8 protein-coding genes are annotated in these 16,158 nt (G+C 60.1%); 2 read left to right on the top strand and 6 right to left on the bottom strand.

The features are described from left to right. Positions 1-3 precede the first annotated feature (3 nt). Together arcB and RTM13_RS10355 are read right to left on the bottom strand one after the other, a co-directional pair. On the bottom strand, positions 4-2,343 hold the full coding sequence (arcB, locus tag RTM13_RS10360; protein ID WP_312211961.1) for an aerobic respiration two-component sensor histidine kinase ArcB: 2,340 nt from the start codon (positions 2,341-2,343) through the stop codon (positions 4-6). 124 nt (positions 2,344-2,467) lie between these two features. Beyond that, positions 2,468-3,391 (bottom strand): TIGR01212 family radical SAM protein, encoded by a 924-nt coding sequence (locus tag RTM13_RS10355; RefSeq protein WP_312211960.1) that lies wholly within the window; start codon positions 3,389-3,391, stop codon positions 2,468-2,470. 671 nt (positions 3,392-4,062) lie between these two features. Here RTM13_RS10355 and gltB point away from each other — a divergent pair. Together gltB and gltD are read left to right on the top strand one after the other, a co-directional pair. Beyond that, positions 4,063-8,523: a glutamate synthase large subunit gene (gltB, locus tag RTM13_RS10350; RefSeq protein ID WP_312211959.1), complete on the top strand. Its 4,461-nt coding sequence runs from the start codon at positions 4,063-4,065 to the stop codon at positions 8,521-8,523. A 9-nt stretch (positions 8,524-8,532) separates the two neighbouring features. Continuing rightward, complete coding sequence (gene gltD, locus RTM13_RS10345) at positions 8,533-9,951, top strand: glutamate synthase subunit GltD (RefSeq protein WP_312211958.1); 1,419 nt, start codon at positions 8,533-8,535, stop codon at positions 9,949-9,951. A gap of 821 nt (positions 9,952-10,772) precedes the next feature. Here the strand turns inward: gltD and RTM13_RS10340 are convergent. From RTM13_RS10340 to RTM13_RS10325, 4 genes are read right to left on the bottom strand one after another with little or no spacing between them, the layout of a single operon-like run. After that, positions 10,773-12,851: an FAD-binding protein gene (locus RTM13_RS10340; RefSeq protein ID WP_312211957.1), complete on the bottom strand. Its 2,079-nt coding sequence runs from the start codon at positions 12,849-12,851 to the stop codon at positions 10,773-10,775. Positions 12,852-12,860: 9 nt separating this feature from the next. Continuing rightward, complete coding sequence (locus RTM13_RS10335; RefSeq protein WP_312211956.1) at positions 12,861-14,102, bottom strand: MFS transporter; 1,242 nt, start codon at positions 14,100-14,102, stop codon at positions 12,861-12,863. Between the two features lie 57 nt (positions 14,103-14,159). After that, positions 14,160-14,993 (bottom strand): sugar phosphate isomerase/epimerase family protein, encoded by an 834-nt coding sequence (locus tag RTM13_RS10330; protein ID WP_312211955.1) that lies wholly within the window; start codon positions 14,991-14,993, stop codon positions 14,160-14,162. A 9-nt stretch (positions 14,994-15,002) separates the two neighbouring features. Then, positions 15,003-16,154 (bottom strand): Gfo/Idh/MocA family oxidoreductase, encoded by a 1,152-nt coding sequence (locus RTM13_RS10325; protein WP_312211954.1) that lies wholly within the window; start codon positions 16,152-16,154, stop codon positions 15,003-15,005. Positions 16,155-16,158: the final 4 nt, after the last annotated feature.

Below are 16,158 nucleotides of genomic sequence, written 5' to 3'. Positions count from 1 at the left end.
GGGTCATTTTTTCCCGGCCCCCGCTACCCACGCCTTAAGCACCGCAATATCGTCCTGCCAGACCAGGCGCATCTCTTCAATCCATTCGCCCACGTTATCCCACCACGCCGGTAGATCTGAAGACTGGATCTGCTTGCCCAGCTGTTGCAGGCGACGCAGACCAATCGATCCCGCCGCGCCTTTGATCTTATGCCCCTCCTCCGCGATCCCCTTCTGGTCACGCGCGGTGAGGTTTGATTCGAGAATAGCGATATAGCCTGGCATCATCTTCTCGAACATGGCGATGCCGTCGACGATCACCTTTGGACCGATAATTTCAAGGTACTGCTCCAGCATCGGAATATCTAACAGCGTCTGTGCCTTATCGTTATCGACAGGTTCCATCGCACTCTCCTCTTCGTCGTCGCAAGTATCCCAAAACTTCTTGATCATCGCGGTCAGCGCCGGGACGGCCAGCGGTTTGCTCAGGACGTCATCCATCCCCGCGTCAAGGTACTCTTTTTTATCTTTCAGCACGTTGGCGGTCAAGGCCACCAGCGGAGGCAGATCCTCCCGGGCGTAGTTCTGCGTCAGCTGACGAGAGATATCCAGCCCGGTCATGTCCGGAAGCTGGATATCCAGCAGCAGCAGGTCATATTCCCCTGGCGTAAACATCGCCAGCGCCTCTGTCCCGGTCATGGCAACATCGACGCTACAGCCCAGTTTCTCCAGCACCGAGCGGGCTACGATTACGTTCAGTTCGATATCCTCAACCAGCAGCACGTTGAGAGCCGGAAGCGGCATATCGTCATCTTCGAAGCCATCTTCCACCTCTTCTGCCACGGCAGGGGCGTGCACCGTCAGCACAAAGCGCGAGCCTTTGCCCGGCTGGCTGCTGACCGTGATATCGCCGCCCATGCTTTTCGCCAGCCGCCGCGAGACCGCGAGGCCAATCCCCGTCCCGGTAGCCGGTTTGCCGCCGTGCTTGTCCTTGACCTGATAGTACATGGCGAAAATTTTATCCAGCTCCGCCGGCGGGATGCCGATACCGGAGTCCTCTACCTCGAAGCGCAGCATCTCGTTATCGTCATAGCGAATGCGCACCGTTACCTGGCCCTGCTGGGTAAACTTCACCGCATTGCTGATCAGGTTCCACAGGATCTGCCGCAGCCGGGTGCCGTCGGTGATCACCTTATGCGGCAGGGGTAACGTCGGCTCGACGACAAAGCTCAGTCCCTTCTGCTGCGCCTGGAGACCGGAGAGCGTTTCAAGATCGGCCCGGAAGCTGGTGAAATCCACCGGCTGGTTGTCCAGCTGCACCTTATGGCGCTCCATCTTGTCCATGTCGATAATATCATTGAAGATATTACCCAGCGTTACCGCAGAGACGTGGATGGTCTTCAGGTACTTCTCCTGTTCGTCGCTCAGCTCGGTGTCGAGCAGAATACGGCTCAGGCCGACGATGCCGTTAAGCGGCGTACGCAGCTCGTGGCTGATGGTAGAGATAAAGGTGGTTTTGTCCCGGCTGGCGCGTTCCAGCGCATCCTGATAACGCTTGCGCTCGGTAATATCCCGGCCAAAGCCCATCAGCCCGTGGCGTTTACCCACCCGGTCGTAGTAGGGAACCTTGCGGATCTCAAAGCAGGCTTTGCGCCCGTCAGGGTACTCCAGCCACTGCTCGTAGGTCAGGGAGACGTTGTGCCGAAACACCTTCTCATCGGTTTCGTTGACCTTCTGCGCCGCCTCCGGCGAGTAGACGTCGTCCGGCTTCAGGTTAACCAGCTGCTTCTCGCTTTTGCCCGTCAGCAGCTCCATGGCCCGGTTGCAGCCGGAGAACTCTCTATCTTCGTTGCGGTAGAAGACCAGATCCGGCGAGGCGTCGAGGAACGAGCGCAAAAACGAGGACTGCTGCTCCAGCTGGATCTGCGTCTGCTCGCGCTCTTTCATCTCAATTTTAAGCTGCTCAAAGGTGGCCTGGCGCTCGGCCTCGGCGATAGCGCGATCGTTGATCACCTGATTGAGCGTGGAGATATTCTCTTTAAGCTGGACGTTGAGCTTGAGATCGCGCTCGCGCATCTCCTCGAGCTTCTCCACCAGCTTCGACAGCCGCTGGCGGGACTCCTCCAGCTGCTCAACCACTACCGACAGGAAATAGACCGCCCAGGGGGTGATCAGCAGCCCGAAGAAGATTGAGCGGATCACGTCGATGCTCTCAACCCGGCCATGCAGCACCATGGTAACGGCCATCTGGACGACAATCGCCAGCACCACCAGCGCGAGGGCCAGCAGCATGGAGAAGCGCACCAGGCCAAGCTTCATCATCAGATTGACATAGTACTGCGCGAGTAAGCGGATTTGCTTCATTAACGAGTTCCTTCACCACAACGTCGCACAATAATACTCAATTCTGAGCAAAGCGTTGAAGGTTGTGCAAAAAAGTGTGGGATTTAACCTGTAGGCCGGATAAGGCATGCGCCGCCATCCGACGTTATGCGACTACCCAGGGGTTACCCAGCGCGGAGCCTTGCGCCCCGTGGGCGTTGAGGTAGGTATCCAGCGCGACCATGCCGGTCCAGCGGTTTTCGCACCACAGCGGCGCGAGCAGGGTTGGCCGGCGGGCACTGGCGGAGATGCGGTGGTAGATCACCTCCGGCGGCGTATGGCGGATCATCTCTCCGGCGGCCAGGGTGTAGGCATCCAGCTCGATACCGGTCAGCCGCCCGGCCTGCCAGGCCTTTGCCATCGTGCTGCCGGTAACAATATGCAGCGGATGCAGCTTGATGCCGTCAACGCCGGTCTCTACCACTCGCTGAAGCGTCGTGAGGCACTCCGCCTCCCCCTCCCCCGGCAGGCCAACGATCAGGTGGCTGCAAACCTTCAGCCCACGCTGGCGGGCCTGCCGGGTGGTACGCTGATAGCAGGCGAAGTCGTGGCCGCGATTGATGCGGTGCAGGGTTTTATCGTGTGCCGGTTGCAGGCCCAGCTCCAGCCAGACCTCATACCCCTGCTGCTGGTATTCGCTAAGCAGATCCAGCACCGCCTCCGGGACGCAGTCCGGGCGCGTCCCGACGCACAGCCCGACAATATTGGCCTGGCTCACCGCCTGCTGGTACATGGCGCGCAGCACCTGTACCTCGGCCCAGGTGCTGGTATAGGCCTGGAAATAAGCCAGGTAGCGCCGGGCGCGGTTGACTAACTTAGCCTGGTAAGCGAGCTGCTCGGCAATGGAGTGATTCTGTTGGGTCTCGTCGGCAAAGGAGGCAACGTTACAGAAGGTGCAGCCGCCGCGACCAATTGTGCCATCGCGATTCGGGCAGCTAAAGCCACCGTGCAGGGTGAGCTTATGGACTTTTTCACCATAGCGGCGGGCAAGATCGCCACCAAACATGTTGACTAATTTTTGTAACTGCATAATCTGAAAGGCCGCCCTGAAGAAAGGGCTAAGCCTGCCATTTTTAATCTCCGTCGGCGATGACCTGGATCAATCGTCATAGCGGGGCCACACCCATTGCATAACCACGCACAATTATCGCTATTTCATTCACCACTGGGTTGATTACTTTTCCTTATATTGCTGTCCTGTTTTTCTACTATTTTTGCTCATGCGTAAAACAGTGTCTTTATGCGGGTTACTCTTCGCAACCAGCGAAAAATAGCGCCTAAATGTGAAAAAACAGATAATACCAATAACAATAGCGCTTTCTTATAGTGAGAGAGATCACACTCTGCCACCGCCTGCCGTCGCTGTCACACGCCTGTAAAATAGCTAATTACACTTAAAAATCAGAAAGTTAACTCTGTGTTAGCACATTTTTGCATAAATAAGATTGTGATTTGACCTGTGTGTCGATTCCCGATAAGTTGGATATCCGCTGGAAGCTTTCTGGGTGAGCAGTCTGCTCACCATATTTATGCAGTAATTTAGATTCCCTCTGAAGCAAGTCCTCAACACTTGTTTGACCTACGCGAAAAGGATGATAGAGGGCGACATGCGAGGCCTGTAGGCTCCGTCGCCACGCCCTTTCTGCGCCTGTGCGCCACGGTCATGAGAGAGTCACGTAGAGCCTGGGGAGGTTCACTGATATGTTGTACGATAAATCTCTTGAGAGAGATAACTGTGGTTTCGGCCTGATCGCCCACATAGAAGGCGAACCTAGCCACAAGGTAGTGCGTACCGCTATTCACGCACTGGCCCGAATGCAGCACCGTGGTGCGATCCTTGCCGATGGTAAAACCGGCGACGGTTGCGGCCTGCTGCTGCAAAAACCTGACCGTTTCTTCCGCCTGGTTGCCGAAGAGCGCGGCTGGCGCTTAGCCAAAAATTATGCCGTGGGCATGCTGTTCCTGAACCAGGACGCTGAAAAGGCCGCCGTTGCGCGCCGCATCGTCGAAGAAGAACTTCAGCAAGAGACCCTGTCTATCGTGGGCTGGCGCGATGTGCCGACCAACGAAGGGGTGCTCGGTGAAATCGCCCTCTCCTCGCTGCCACGTATTGAGCAAATTTTTGTTAACGCCCCTGCGGGCTGGCGTCCGCGTGATATGGAGCGCCGTCTGTTTATTGCGCGCCGCCGTATCGAAAAACGCCTCCAGGAGGACAAAGAGTTCTACGTCTGTAGCCTCTCCAACCTGGTGAACATCTATAAAGGTCTCTGTATGCCGGCGGATCTGCCGCGCTTCTACCTGGACCTCGCGGACCTGCGTCTGGAATCGGCCATCTGCCTGTTCCACCAGCGCTTCTCCACCAACACCGTACCGCGCTGGCCGCTGGCCCAGCCGTTCCGCTACCTGGCCCACAACGGTGAGATCAATACCATCACCGGTAACCGCCAGTGGGCGCGCGCGCGTACCTATAAATTCAAGACGCCGTTGATCCCGGATCTGCACGACGCCGCGCCGTTTGTTAACGAAACCGGCTCCGACTCCAGCTCGCTGGATAATATGCTCGAGCTGCTGCTGGCGGGCGGGATGGACATCGTCCGTGCCATGCGCCTGCTGGTGCCGCCAGCCTGGCAGAACAACCCGGATATGGATCCCGAGCTGCGCGCCTTCTTTGACTTCAACTCCATGCACATGGAGCCGTGGGATGGCCCGGCGGGCATCGTCATGTCCGACGGCCGCTTTGCCGCCTGTAACCTGGACCGTAACGGCCTGCGTCCGGCGCGCTACGTCATCACCAAAGATAAGCTGATCACCTGCGCCTCCGAAGTGGGGATCTGGGACTACCAGCCGGACGAAGTGGTGGAAAAAGGCCGCGTCGGACCGGGCGAGCTGATGGTGATCGACACCCGCGGCGGCCGCATTCTGCACTCCGGTGAAACCGATAACGATCTGAAGAGCCGCCACCCCTATAAAGAGTGGATGGAGAAGAACGTGCGCCGTCTGGTGCCGTTTGAAGATCTGCCGGATGACGCAGTGGGCAGCCGTGAGATGGGCGACGATCTGCTCGCCAGCTTCCAGAAGCAGTTTAACTACAGCGCCGAAGAGCTGGATTCAGTGATCCGCGTGCTGGGTGAAAACGGTCAGGAGGCGGTCGGCTCAATGGGTGACGATACCCCGTTCGCCGTGCTCTCCAGCCAGCCGCGTATTATTTATGACTACTTCCGCCAGCAGTTTGCGCAGGTGACCAACCCGCCAATCGATCCGCTGCGTGAAGCGCACGTCATGTCGCTGGCCACCAGCATCGGCCGGGAGATGAACGTCTTCTGTGAAGCCGAAGGCCAGGCGCATCGCCTGACCTTTAAGTCACCGATCCTGCTCTATTCGGACTTTAAACAGCTGACTACTATGTCGGAGCACCACTACCGCGCCGACACGCTGGATATCACCTTTGACGTCAACGAAGCCTCGCTGGAAGACACGGTGAGCGCGCTCTGTGATAAAGCAGAGCAGATGGTGCGCGACGGCACGGTGCTGCTGGTGCTCTCTGACCGCAACATCGCTAAAGATCGCCTGCCGGTTCCGGCTCCGATGGCGGTGGGGGCTATCCAGACCCGCCTCGTGGAGAAGAGCCTGCGCTGCGACGCCAACATCATCGTTGAGACCGCCAGCGCCCGCGATCCGCACCACTTCGCCGTGCTGCTGGGCTTCGGCGCGACGGCCGTCTACCCGTACCTCGCCTATGAGACGCTGGCGAAGCTGGTAGATACGCACGCCATCGATAAGAACTACCGTACTGTGATGCTGAACTACCGTAACGGCATCAACAAAGGCCTGTACAAGATCATGTCCAAAATGGGCATCTCTACCATCGCCTCCTACCGCTGCTCGAAGCTGTTTGAAGCGGTTGGCCTGCATGATGAGGTTGCCGATCTCTGCTTCCAGGGCGTGATCAGCCGCATCGGCGGCGCAGGCTTTGCCGACTTCCAGCAGGATCTGTTGAACCTGTCGAAACGTGCCTGGCTGGCGCGTAAACCACTGGAACAGGGCGGCCTGCTGAAGTACGTTCACGGCGGTGAATACCACGCCTACAACCCGGACGTGGTGCGCACCCTGCAACAGGCGGTACAGAGCGGCGAGTACAGCGACTATCAGCAGTACGCTAAGCTGGTCAACGAGCGCCCGGCGGCCACGCTGCGCGATCTGCTGCGCATCAACCCGCCTGCGGACGCGGTAAACGTTGACGACGTGGAGCCAGCCAGCGAGCTGTTTAAACGCTTTGATACCGCAGCGATGTCTATCGGCGCGCTGAGCCCGGAGGCCCACGAGGCGCTGGCCGAAGCGATGAACAGCATCGGCGGCAACTCTAACTCCGGCGAAGGCGGAGAAGATCCGGCTCGCTACGGCACCAATAAAGTATCGCGTATCAAACAGGTTGCCTCCGGCCGCTTCGGCGTGACTCCGGCCTACCTGGTAAACGCGGACGTTATCCAGATCAAAGTGGCCCAGGGCGCGAAGCCTGGGGAAGGCGGCCAGCTGCCGGGGGATAAAGTCACCCCGTACATTGCTAAGCTGCGTTACTCGGTCCCGGGCGTGACGCTGATCTCCCCGCCGCCGCACCACGATATCTACTCCATCGAGGATCTGGCCCAGCTGATCTTTGACCTGAAACAGGTCAATCCGAAGGCGATGATCTCCGTGAAGCTGGTCTCCGAGCCGGGCGTAGGCACCATCGCTACCGGCGTGGCAAAAGCCTATGCGGATCTGATCACCATTGCTGGCTACGACGGCGGCACCGGTGCAAGCCCGCTCTCCTCAGTGAAATACGCGGGCTGCCCGTGGGAGCTGGGGCTGGTTGAGACCCAGCAGGCGCTGGTGGCTAACGGCCTGCGTCACAAGATCCGTCTGCAGGTGGACGGTGGCCTGAAAACCGGCGTGGACATCATCAAAGCGGCGATTCTGGGTGCAGAGAGCTTCGGCTTCGGCACCGGCCCGATGGTGGCGCTGGGCTGTAAATACCTGCGCATTTGCCACCTGAACAACTGCGCAACCGGTGTTGCAACTCAGGATGACAAGCTGCGTAAGAACCACTATCACGGCCTGCCGTTCAAAGTGACCAACTACTTTGAATTTATCGCCCGTGAGACCCGGGAGCTGATGGCGCAGCTGGGCGTGACCCGCCTGGTGGACCTGATTGGCCGTACCGATCTGCTTACCGCGCTGGAGGGCTTCACCGCCAAACAGCAGAAGCTGGATCTGTCGAAGCTGCTGGAGACCGCCGAGCCGCATCCGGGCAAAGCGCTCCACTGCACCGAGCACAACCCGCCGTTTGATAACGGGGTGCTTAACGCCCAGCTGCTGAACCAGGCCAAGCCGTTTGTCGACGATCGCCAGAGCAAAACCTTCTGGTTTGATATTCGCAACACTGACCGTTCGGTGGGCGCATCGCTCTCCGGCTACATTGCCCAGACGCATGGCGATCAGGGCCTGGCGTCGGATCCGATTAAAGCCCACTTCAGCGGCACCGCAGGCCAGAGCTTCGGCGTGTGGAACGCAGGCGGCGTTGAGCTGTACCTGACCGGGGATGCCAACGACTACGTCGGTAAAGGCATGGCGGGCGGTCTGCTGGCGGTGCGTCCGCCGGTCGGCTCGGCCTTCCGCAGCCACGAGGCGAGCATTATCGGTAACACCTGCCTGTACGGCGCGACCGGTGGTCGTCTGTACGCCGCAGGCCGCGCGGGCGAACGTTTCGGGGTGCGTAACTCCGGGGCAATCACCGTGGTGGAAGGTATTGGCGACAACGGCTGTGAGTACATGACCGGCGGCATCGTCTGTATTCTCGGCAAGACGGGCGTCAACTTTGGCGCGGGCATGACCGGCGGCTTCGCCTACGTGCTGGATGAAGATGGCGAGTTCCGCAACCGCGTGAACCCGGAGCTGGTGGAAGTGCTGAGCGTTGACGACCTTGCGATCCACGAAGAGCACCTGCGCGGTCTCATTACCGAGCATGTACAGCATACCGGCTCCTCGCGTGGGGAAGAGATTCTGGCCCACTGGCCTGCCTTCGCGGCGAAGTTTGCGCTGGTTAAGCCGAAGTCCAGCGATGTTAAAGCCCTGTTGGGTCACCGTAGTCGCAGCGCCGCAGAGTTGCGCGTGCAGGCGCAGTAAGAGGTAGCAATGAGCCAAAACGTGTACCAATTTATCGACTTACAGCGCGTGGATCCGCCTAAGAAAGCGCTGAAGATCCGTAAAATCGAATTTGTTGAGATCTATGAGCCGTTCTCAGAGGGCCAGGCCAAGGCACAGGCAGATCGCTGCCTCTCCTGCGGCAACCCATACTGTGAATGGAAGTGCCCGGTGCATAACTACATCCCGAACTGGCTGAAGCTGGCCAACGAGGGGCGTATTTTTGAAGCCGCCGAGCTGTCGCACCAGACCAACACCCTGCCGGAAGTGTGCGGCCGTGTCTGTCCGCAGGATCGCCTTTGTGAAGGCTCCTGCACCCTGAACGACGAGTTCGGCGCGGTGACCATCGGTAACATTGAGCGCTATATCAACGATAAAGCGTTTGAGATGGGCTGGCGTCCGGACCTGACCGGCGTGAAGCAGACCGACAAGCGCGTCGCCATTATCGGCGCTGGCCCGGCTGGCCTGGCGTGCGCCGACGTGCTGACCCGCAACGGCGTGAAGGCGGTGGTATTCGATCGCCATCCGGAGATCGGCGGCCTGCTGACCTTCGGTATTCCGGCCTTCAAGCTGGAGAAAGAGGTAATGACCCGCCGTCGGGAGATCTTCACCGGCATGGGCATTGAGTTCAAACTCAATACTGAAGTGGGCCGTGACGTGCAGCTCGACGATCTGCTGAAGGATTACGATGCGGTGTTCCTCGGGGTCGGTACCTATCAGTCCATGCGCGGCGGCCTGGAGAACGAAGACGCTTCCGGCGTATTTGACGCTCTGCCGTTCCTGATTGCTAACACTAAGCAGATCATGGGCTTTGGTGAGACTGCTGACGAACCCTACGTCAGCATGGAAGGCAAGCGCGTAGTGGTGCTGGGCGGCGGTGATACCGCGATGGACTGCGTACGCACCTCCATCCGCCAGGGCGCAACGCATGTGACCTGTGCCTATCGCCGTGACGAAGAGAACATGCCAGGCTCCCGCCGCGAAGTGAAAAACGCGCGTGAAGAGGGCGTGGAGTTCCAGTTCAACGTCCAGCCGCTGGGTATCGAAGTGAACGCTAACGGCAAAGTGAGCGGCGTGAAGATGGCGCGTACCGAGATGGGCGCACCGGATGCGCACGGCCGCCGCCGGGCTGAGATCGTCGCTGGCTCCGAGCACGTGGTACCGGCTGATGCGGTGGTGATGGCGTTTGGTTTCCGTCCGCACAGCATGTCCTGGCTGGCACAGCACAGCGTTGAGCTGGACTCTCAGGGCCGGATCATCGCCCCGGAAGGCAACGAAAATGCCTTCCAGACCAGCAACCCAAAAATCTTCGCCGGTGGTGACATCGTGCGCGGTTCAGACCTGGTAGTGACGGCGATTGCTGAAGGGCGTAAAGCCGCCGACGGCATTATGAATTACCTCGAAGTGTAATCATCCGCCCCTTTATCTCGCCGGATAAATAATAATGCCAGTCAGTTAACGCTGACTGGCATTTCGTTATGGAAAGTGCGGTAAGGATATGCAGGCCCGCGATGCTTTCCGTTCACCTCATGGATTGTGCCTCTCTGGAAAACTTGCACACGTGAACGTGCCAGGGTGGCTCGCCGCCACCACCCTGGCGACCCGGGCTCCCGGCAGGGAAAATCGCCGCTTTGCGGATTGCTCGCCCCATCCCTGGGGCTCACCCCTTCGGGGCCAGCGCAAGCGCTGTCCAAAATTGCTCCCGGCAATTTTGTCCTCGGCTTATCCCTTCCGGCTTCCGGGTCGGGCGTGAGGTAACTTCCCTGTAAGGCACGCCCTCAGCCCGCATCCATGCGGGCTGCCCCGGCCAGAAGTGAACGCCTCGGCGATTTTCAGCCGGACCCAACACCTCGCTTTAACACCGAGCCTACAGCGATTTCTTTGTTGCTGTGGAGTAAGGTCTCACAGCGAGGTGTTGAGTCCCCGCTGAAACCGGCGAACCGGAGACCGGATGACAAGGACTGGACGCCAGGGAGGGCGGCCAGAGGCGAAACGAGACACGACGTCGAGTCGAGCCGGCCGTCGGTCAGCCGGACGGGAGGTGAGCGCAGTGCGCAGCACCGGTTTCCCTGCGGGGCCGCGGGGATCGATAAGGGGGCCGCGGTGGCCCCCTTATCCCGTTCACGTGTGACGTGCGTTACAAGTTCTCCCCGGCATAAGGTGAACGGAACACATGTGCTTGAGCCACATATTTCTTTTATCTGTCCAGCGTTGCTAGCAAAGGGGCTTTTTTACTCCTCCCGCGGCGTTTTATATATCTCCCCCGTCAGATAGTCCGGCCAGTTTTTCTCAAAGTAGAGCGCGGTAAGATCTCCACATGCCCGAAGCGGCTTCGCCTCGATGCTAAACGCACCGTTTTGCCAGCGAACATGCAGCTGCTCCGCCTTATGCTCTGGCTTTTCCGAAAGAAAACGGAAACGCGTTAATGCTCCCTCTCGGGTCTGCGGTACCGCGTCTCCCTCAGGGGAACAGATCATGCGTGCGCCCCGGCTTCCTCCGCCCTCAGCCACGTAGGTTTGCAGCGCGGTAAGGATCGCTTCTGAAGCCAACGCCATCTGCCGCCACTGGAAGCTAAATGCCGTCCGGTTTGGGTGATTGATAGCGATCCCCGAGGCGGCAATGCGCTGATTGAGCTGGCGCGCCGCCTCCCGGGCCTCGTTGACGCTCTCCGCCTCACAGATAAACCCGGCGCGATCGCTCATCCGCTGCTGGATCTCCATCCGGACCTGCTCGATCTCCAGCGCCGCTGGATTGGCACTGTCCCGCTGGATCTGGGCAATCACGCTCTTCAGCTCCGCCTCACCCTGCGGCTCGCCTGGTGTGCGCGCCGCTGCCGCAATGTGCTTGGCGCAGCGCAGGCCGAATACCTGCCCCGCGTTCAGCGCCGCGCCGCCGGGACGCGTTACCCCGTGGGTACCCGCCGCCTCGCCCACCGCGTAGCACCCCTCCAGCGAGGTGTGACCCCAGATATCCACGGCGATGCCGCCGTTCATATGCTGATGGTTGACGTTGAAGGCCAGCGGCTGCTGGGTCAGGTCATGCCCGTGGTGCTTATACAGTTCAATAGCCAGCGGGTTCATATGCCGCAGACGATCGATGGGCTGCTCCAGGCAGGCATCGTTGTTGCGCAGGTACTGGTAGACATCCTCGTCCAGGTTACGCACCGAAAACGGTTCGTCCCCTGGAACCGGCAGCGGGTTGCGGTTGAAATCCATATAGATGGCGTGCCCGGCCTGCGATTCGTTATAGATCGCCAGGTCCACCAGGCTGGAGCCAAAATCGAGCGTCCGGGTGGCATGGATCGGCCACTGGTAGCCCTTGCGGAAAATATTGGAGGCCAGCTCACGGGTGGTGCGGTAGTAGCGGGCCAGAAAGTTGTGCTCCTGCCCCTCAGCATCTACCGAGTAGATATAGGGCATGCTCTGCACGTAGGTGCCGGAGAGGTTCCACGGGAACTCATCCCGCCGTGTGCCAATACCAAACTGGTGTTCGGTGAGGTTGACCGTATCGATACCCGTCTCCAGCGCCAGCCCCAGCGCGCCAAAGCAGCGCTTAGGGTAAACGCTGTCGCGAAACAGCTCGCCCGGCCCGCCGGAGGCCAGCACCACCGCCGGACTGCGCAGCAGGCAGAGTCCCCAGGGATTCTCCGCACTCTTCGCCCCTTTAACGACCGCAATCGCCCCACTGATTCGCCGCCCGGCTCCCTCGCCAGAGGTCAGGAGGCGGATCACCGTCGCGTGATCGAGGAAGGGAACGCTCACCAGCGCCGCCTCCTCCGCCAGCACCTTAACCATCAGGCGGGAGGTACGCGGCCCGCAGCTGGTCGCCCTGCCAACCTCATCATGATCGGTTTGATAACGCAGCACCGCGCCATAGCGATCCTCCGGCAGCGGCAGTCCCATGCTTTTCAGCCCGATAAAGGCCTCAACGGAGCCGACCGCCTCAACGTAGGCAGTGTCACCATCCATTGCGCCCCCTGCCCCCAGCGCTCCGGCGAGGCGGGTGAAGTCATCTCCGCGAAAGCTGGTGGAGGCCGTGTGCAGGGTCTGCTTGTCGGAGCCGGAGCAGGCGGAGGTTCCCCAGAACAGCGTCTGGGTCGCCACCAGCACGTTAAGCCGCCGACGCTTTAGCTCGACGGCTGCACGTAACCCCGCCGCTCCGCTGCCCACCACCAGCGCCTCGCTGTCATAGACAGGGATGCGATACTCACCGAGGGTCAACATCTGCTGCGGCTGCGCCTCGGCAACGTGATGGGGCATGGCAACATTGGTCAGGCTCTCCAGAATGGCCTGCGGGATCGCTGCTGTCATTGTTAACCTCTACTGTTTACTCGTTGAAATATCTGACGCCAGCCCGGCAACCCGCCGGTGCGTCACGGGCTGGGTGCTTTTGCGCACGCCCAGCAGCAGGACGCTGCTGACCAGCATGACGCAGGCGGCAAAGAACCATACCGTGCTCATGGAGTAGCGATCGGCAAAATATCCCGCCAGCACCGGCGAAATGCCCCCGGCGGTCATGCCGATGTTCATCACCAGGCCAATGGCCGCACCGCGCAGCTGAGGCGGCACCAGCTCGGAGGTAAAGGAGAGCACCATCGGCGTAATGGGGTAGCCCAGCAGGCCGAGGAACAGCACGAGGATCACCACGGCAAACACCGGCAGATCCATCACCATCGCCGCCATCAGCAGGCTGCTCAGCAGCGTGACGCCAATCAGCACTTTGCGTTTGCGGGTAAAGTCCCCACCGTCGCAGTAGCGGCCCAGCAGGAATCCGCCCAGCGCGCCGGTCAGCCCTAACAGACTGGCGATGGTACCCGCCATACCGATGGAGAGCTGCTTCATGTTCATCAGGAAGGTCGGTGCCCAGAGCAGGACAATCCACCAGCCGCTCAGCAGCAGGAAGTAGTAGAAGGCGATCAGCATGACGGCTCTATTACGAAACAGCTGGCCCAACGGAACCTTCTCTTTCACCGTGGTAGCCGCTACGACTTTTTTCGGCTCGGACTTGACCAGCACCGCGTAGGCCAGCGCCACCAGGATCCCCAGCCCGCCCGCGACGTAGAAGACCACCCGCCAGCCATATAGCGGACCCAGCATCGCCCCCAGCCAGGTGCCGAAGAAGCCGCCGATGGGGTAGCCCATCCAGTAGAGCGACATCACGGTGGTGCGCTGCTTCTCGGTAGTGACGTTGGCCACCTCCAGCGAGGCCGCGGGCCAGAAGACCCCCTCGCCGATGCCGGTCATGACCCGGTAGAAGATCAGCGAGGTCATGCTGCCCGCGATGCCGGTAAGCATGGTCGCCACGGAGAACATCATCAGCCCCAGGATGAGGACCGGTTTACCGCTGAGCTTGTCGGCAATGATGCCGGAGAGAAAGAGAAAGCCAATGAAGCCGTAAAAGAACGAGCTGAGCAGAATGCCGGACTGGCCTTTTTCAAGGCCGAAGTCGTTAGCGATCAGCCCGATTGCCGATGAGACGGTCATGCGATCCACGGAGTACATCATGTACCCGAGGCCGCACAGCACCGATACCAACACCATCTTTTTTGTATCTGTCTGCATAATTCCCTCGACTAACCTGATAAGTGTGACGAGAAACCAGATACCGCTAAAATCTGACTAACAGTGACTTTGATGACGAGCCTTGCACGTCTCCAGAACCGAATCCGGGTCGCGTTGCCACCAGTGGTGCTCGGAGAAGATCTCTACCTCATGCGCCCCCTCATAGCCCAAAGCCTCAACGGCCTGGCGCGCGGCGCGGATATCGATCACCCCGTCGCCCATCATGCCGCGATCGAGGAGCAGATCCCGGGTGGGCACCAGCCAGTCACAGATATGAAACCCTAAAATGCGCTTGCGACCCGCCCGCTCAATCTCGGTATAAAACTTCGGATCCCACCAGGTGTGGTAGAGATCGACGGCGATCCCGAGGCCATTGTCCCCCAGCTCGTCGCAGAGATCGTTCGCCTGCTCCAGGGTGTTTACGCAGGCGCGATCCGCAGCGTACATCGGGTGCAGCGGCTCGATTGCCAGCGGCATACCCGCCTTCCGGGAGTACTCCAGCAGGCGACCAAGACCGTCGCGTACCTGGCTGCGGGCCCCGGCAATGTCTTTGGACTCTCCCGGCAGGCCGCCGACCACCAGCACCAGGCAGGCGGCGTTGAGCGCCAGCGCCTCATCCACCGCCCGGCGGTTGTCGTCGTCGGCAGCCCGGCGGGCCGCGTCGTCAATGCCGGGGAACATGCCGCCACGGCAGTAGCCGCTGACCGCCAGCTCGTTGCTGCGGATCAGCTGAGCGGTCTTCTGCAAGCCGAGGGCCTGCACCTGGTCACGCCAGGGAGAGATCCCCCGTATCTGGTGGCGGGCGCAGCCCTCTATAATCTGGTCTAGCGTCCACTGCTTACGCACCGTGGCGGTGTTGAGCGACAGACGTTGTGCATCAGGCTTTTGCATCATGGCTCCTTAACGTAACAGGGACGGAACATCGAGCCAGCGGCGCTCTTTCCAGCTTTGCAGGGCCAGCTCCACCAGCTGTACCCCTTTTGCTCCTTCCAGCAGGTTCCAGCGGAATTCGCCCTCACCATGAACGTGGCGTAAGAACAGCTCCCACTGCACCTTGAAGGCGTTGTCATAGGTTGTGGTGTCCGGCACCGGCACCCAGTCGTTAAAGAAGTTATGGGTCTGACGCACGTCCGGGTTCCATACCGGCTTCGGCGTATTGACCCGGGACTGGGTGAGACAGTCGGTAAGGCCCGCTACTGCCGATCCGTTGACGCCGTCCACCTGGAAGGTCACCAGATCGTCGCGGCGCACGCGCACGCACCACGAGCTGTTGATCTGCACGATGGTGCCGTTATGCAGTTCGAAGGTGGCGTAAGCAGCGTCGTCGGCGGTGGCCTGGTAGGCGTTGCCCTGCTCGTCGAAGCGCTCAGGAATATGGGTAGCACCCAGGCAGCTGAGGCTTTTGATCTCGCCGAACAGGTTGTCGATCACGTAGCGCCAGTGGCAGATCATGTCGAGGATGATGCCGCCGCCGTCCTCGGCGCGGTAGTTCCACGATGGACGCTGGGTCGGTTGCAGATCGCCTTCAAAGACCCAGTAGCCAAACTCGCCGCGCACTGAGAGCACCTTACCGAAGAAGCCGGACTGGTTGAGCATCTGGAGTTTTTGCAGCCCCGGCAGCCAGAGCTTATCCTGCACTACGCCGTGGCAGACGCCGTGCTGCTCGGCAAAGTAGTAAAGCTCCATCGCCTCGTCGAGGCTCACCGCTACCGGTTTCTCACTGTAGATGTGCTTACCCGCCGCAATGGCTTTTTTCAGCAGCGCCGGACGCGCCTGGGTGGTGGCCGCATCGAAAAAGATGGTGTCGTTCGGGTTGGTCAGCGCCGCATCGAGATCGGTTCCCCAGCGGGTGATGCCGTAGCTCTTCGCCAGCGCCGCGATCTTCTCTTCGTTACGTCCAATGAGGATCGGATCCGGCATCAAACGATCGCCGTTTGCCAGCTCAACGCCGCCCTGCTCGCGGATCGCCACGATCGAGCGGATCAGATGCTGATTTTTCCCCATCCGCCCGGTTACGCCATGCATGATAATGCCAACAGATTGAGTCGCCATATCT

Source organism: Pseudescherichia sp., from assembly GCF_031979925.1.
In the GTDB taxonomy this organism is placed as follows: Bacteria; Pseudomonadota; Gammaproteobacteria; order Enterobacterales; family Enterobacteriaceae; genus Pseudescherichia.
The sequence above is the reverse complement of the archived record's forward strand: the minus strand, read 5'-3'. Positions and strand labels throughout refer to the sequence as shown.

Excerpts from the sequence above, each read along its gene's own strand:
- RTM13_RS10325 (WP_312211954.1), bottom strand. The coding sequence starts at position 16,154 with ATGGCGACTCAATCTGTTGGCATTATCATGCATGGCGTAACCGGGCGG.
- RTM13_RS10330 (WP_312211955.1), bottom strand. The coding sequence starts at position 14,993 with ATGCAAAAGCCTGATGCACAACGTCTGTCGCTCAACACCGCCACGGTG.
- RTM13_RS10335 (WP_312211956.1), bottom strand. The coding sequence starts at position 14,102 with ATGCAGACAGATACAAAAAAGATGGTGTTGGTATCGGTGCTGTGCGGC.
- gltD (WP_312211958.1), top strand. The coding sequence starts at position 8,533 with ATGAGCCAAAACGTGTACCAATTTATCGACTTACAGCGCGTGGATCCG.
- arcB (WP_312211961.1), bottom strand. The coding sequence starts at position 2,343 with ATGAAGCAAATCCGCTTACTCGCGCAGTACTATGTCAATCTGATGATG.
- RTM13_RS10340 (WP_312211957.1), bottom strand. The coding sequence starts at position 12,851 with ATGACAGCAGCGATCCCGCAGGCCATTCTGGAGAGCCTGACCAATGTT.
- gltB (WP_312211959.1), top strand. The coding sequence starts at position 4,063 with ATGTTGTACGATAAATCTCTTGAGAGAGATAACTGTGGTTTCGGCCTG.
- RTM13_RS10355 (WP_312211960.1), bottom strand. The coding sequence starts at position 3,391 with ATGCAGTTACAAAAATTAGTCAACATGTTTGGTGGCGATCTTGCCCGC.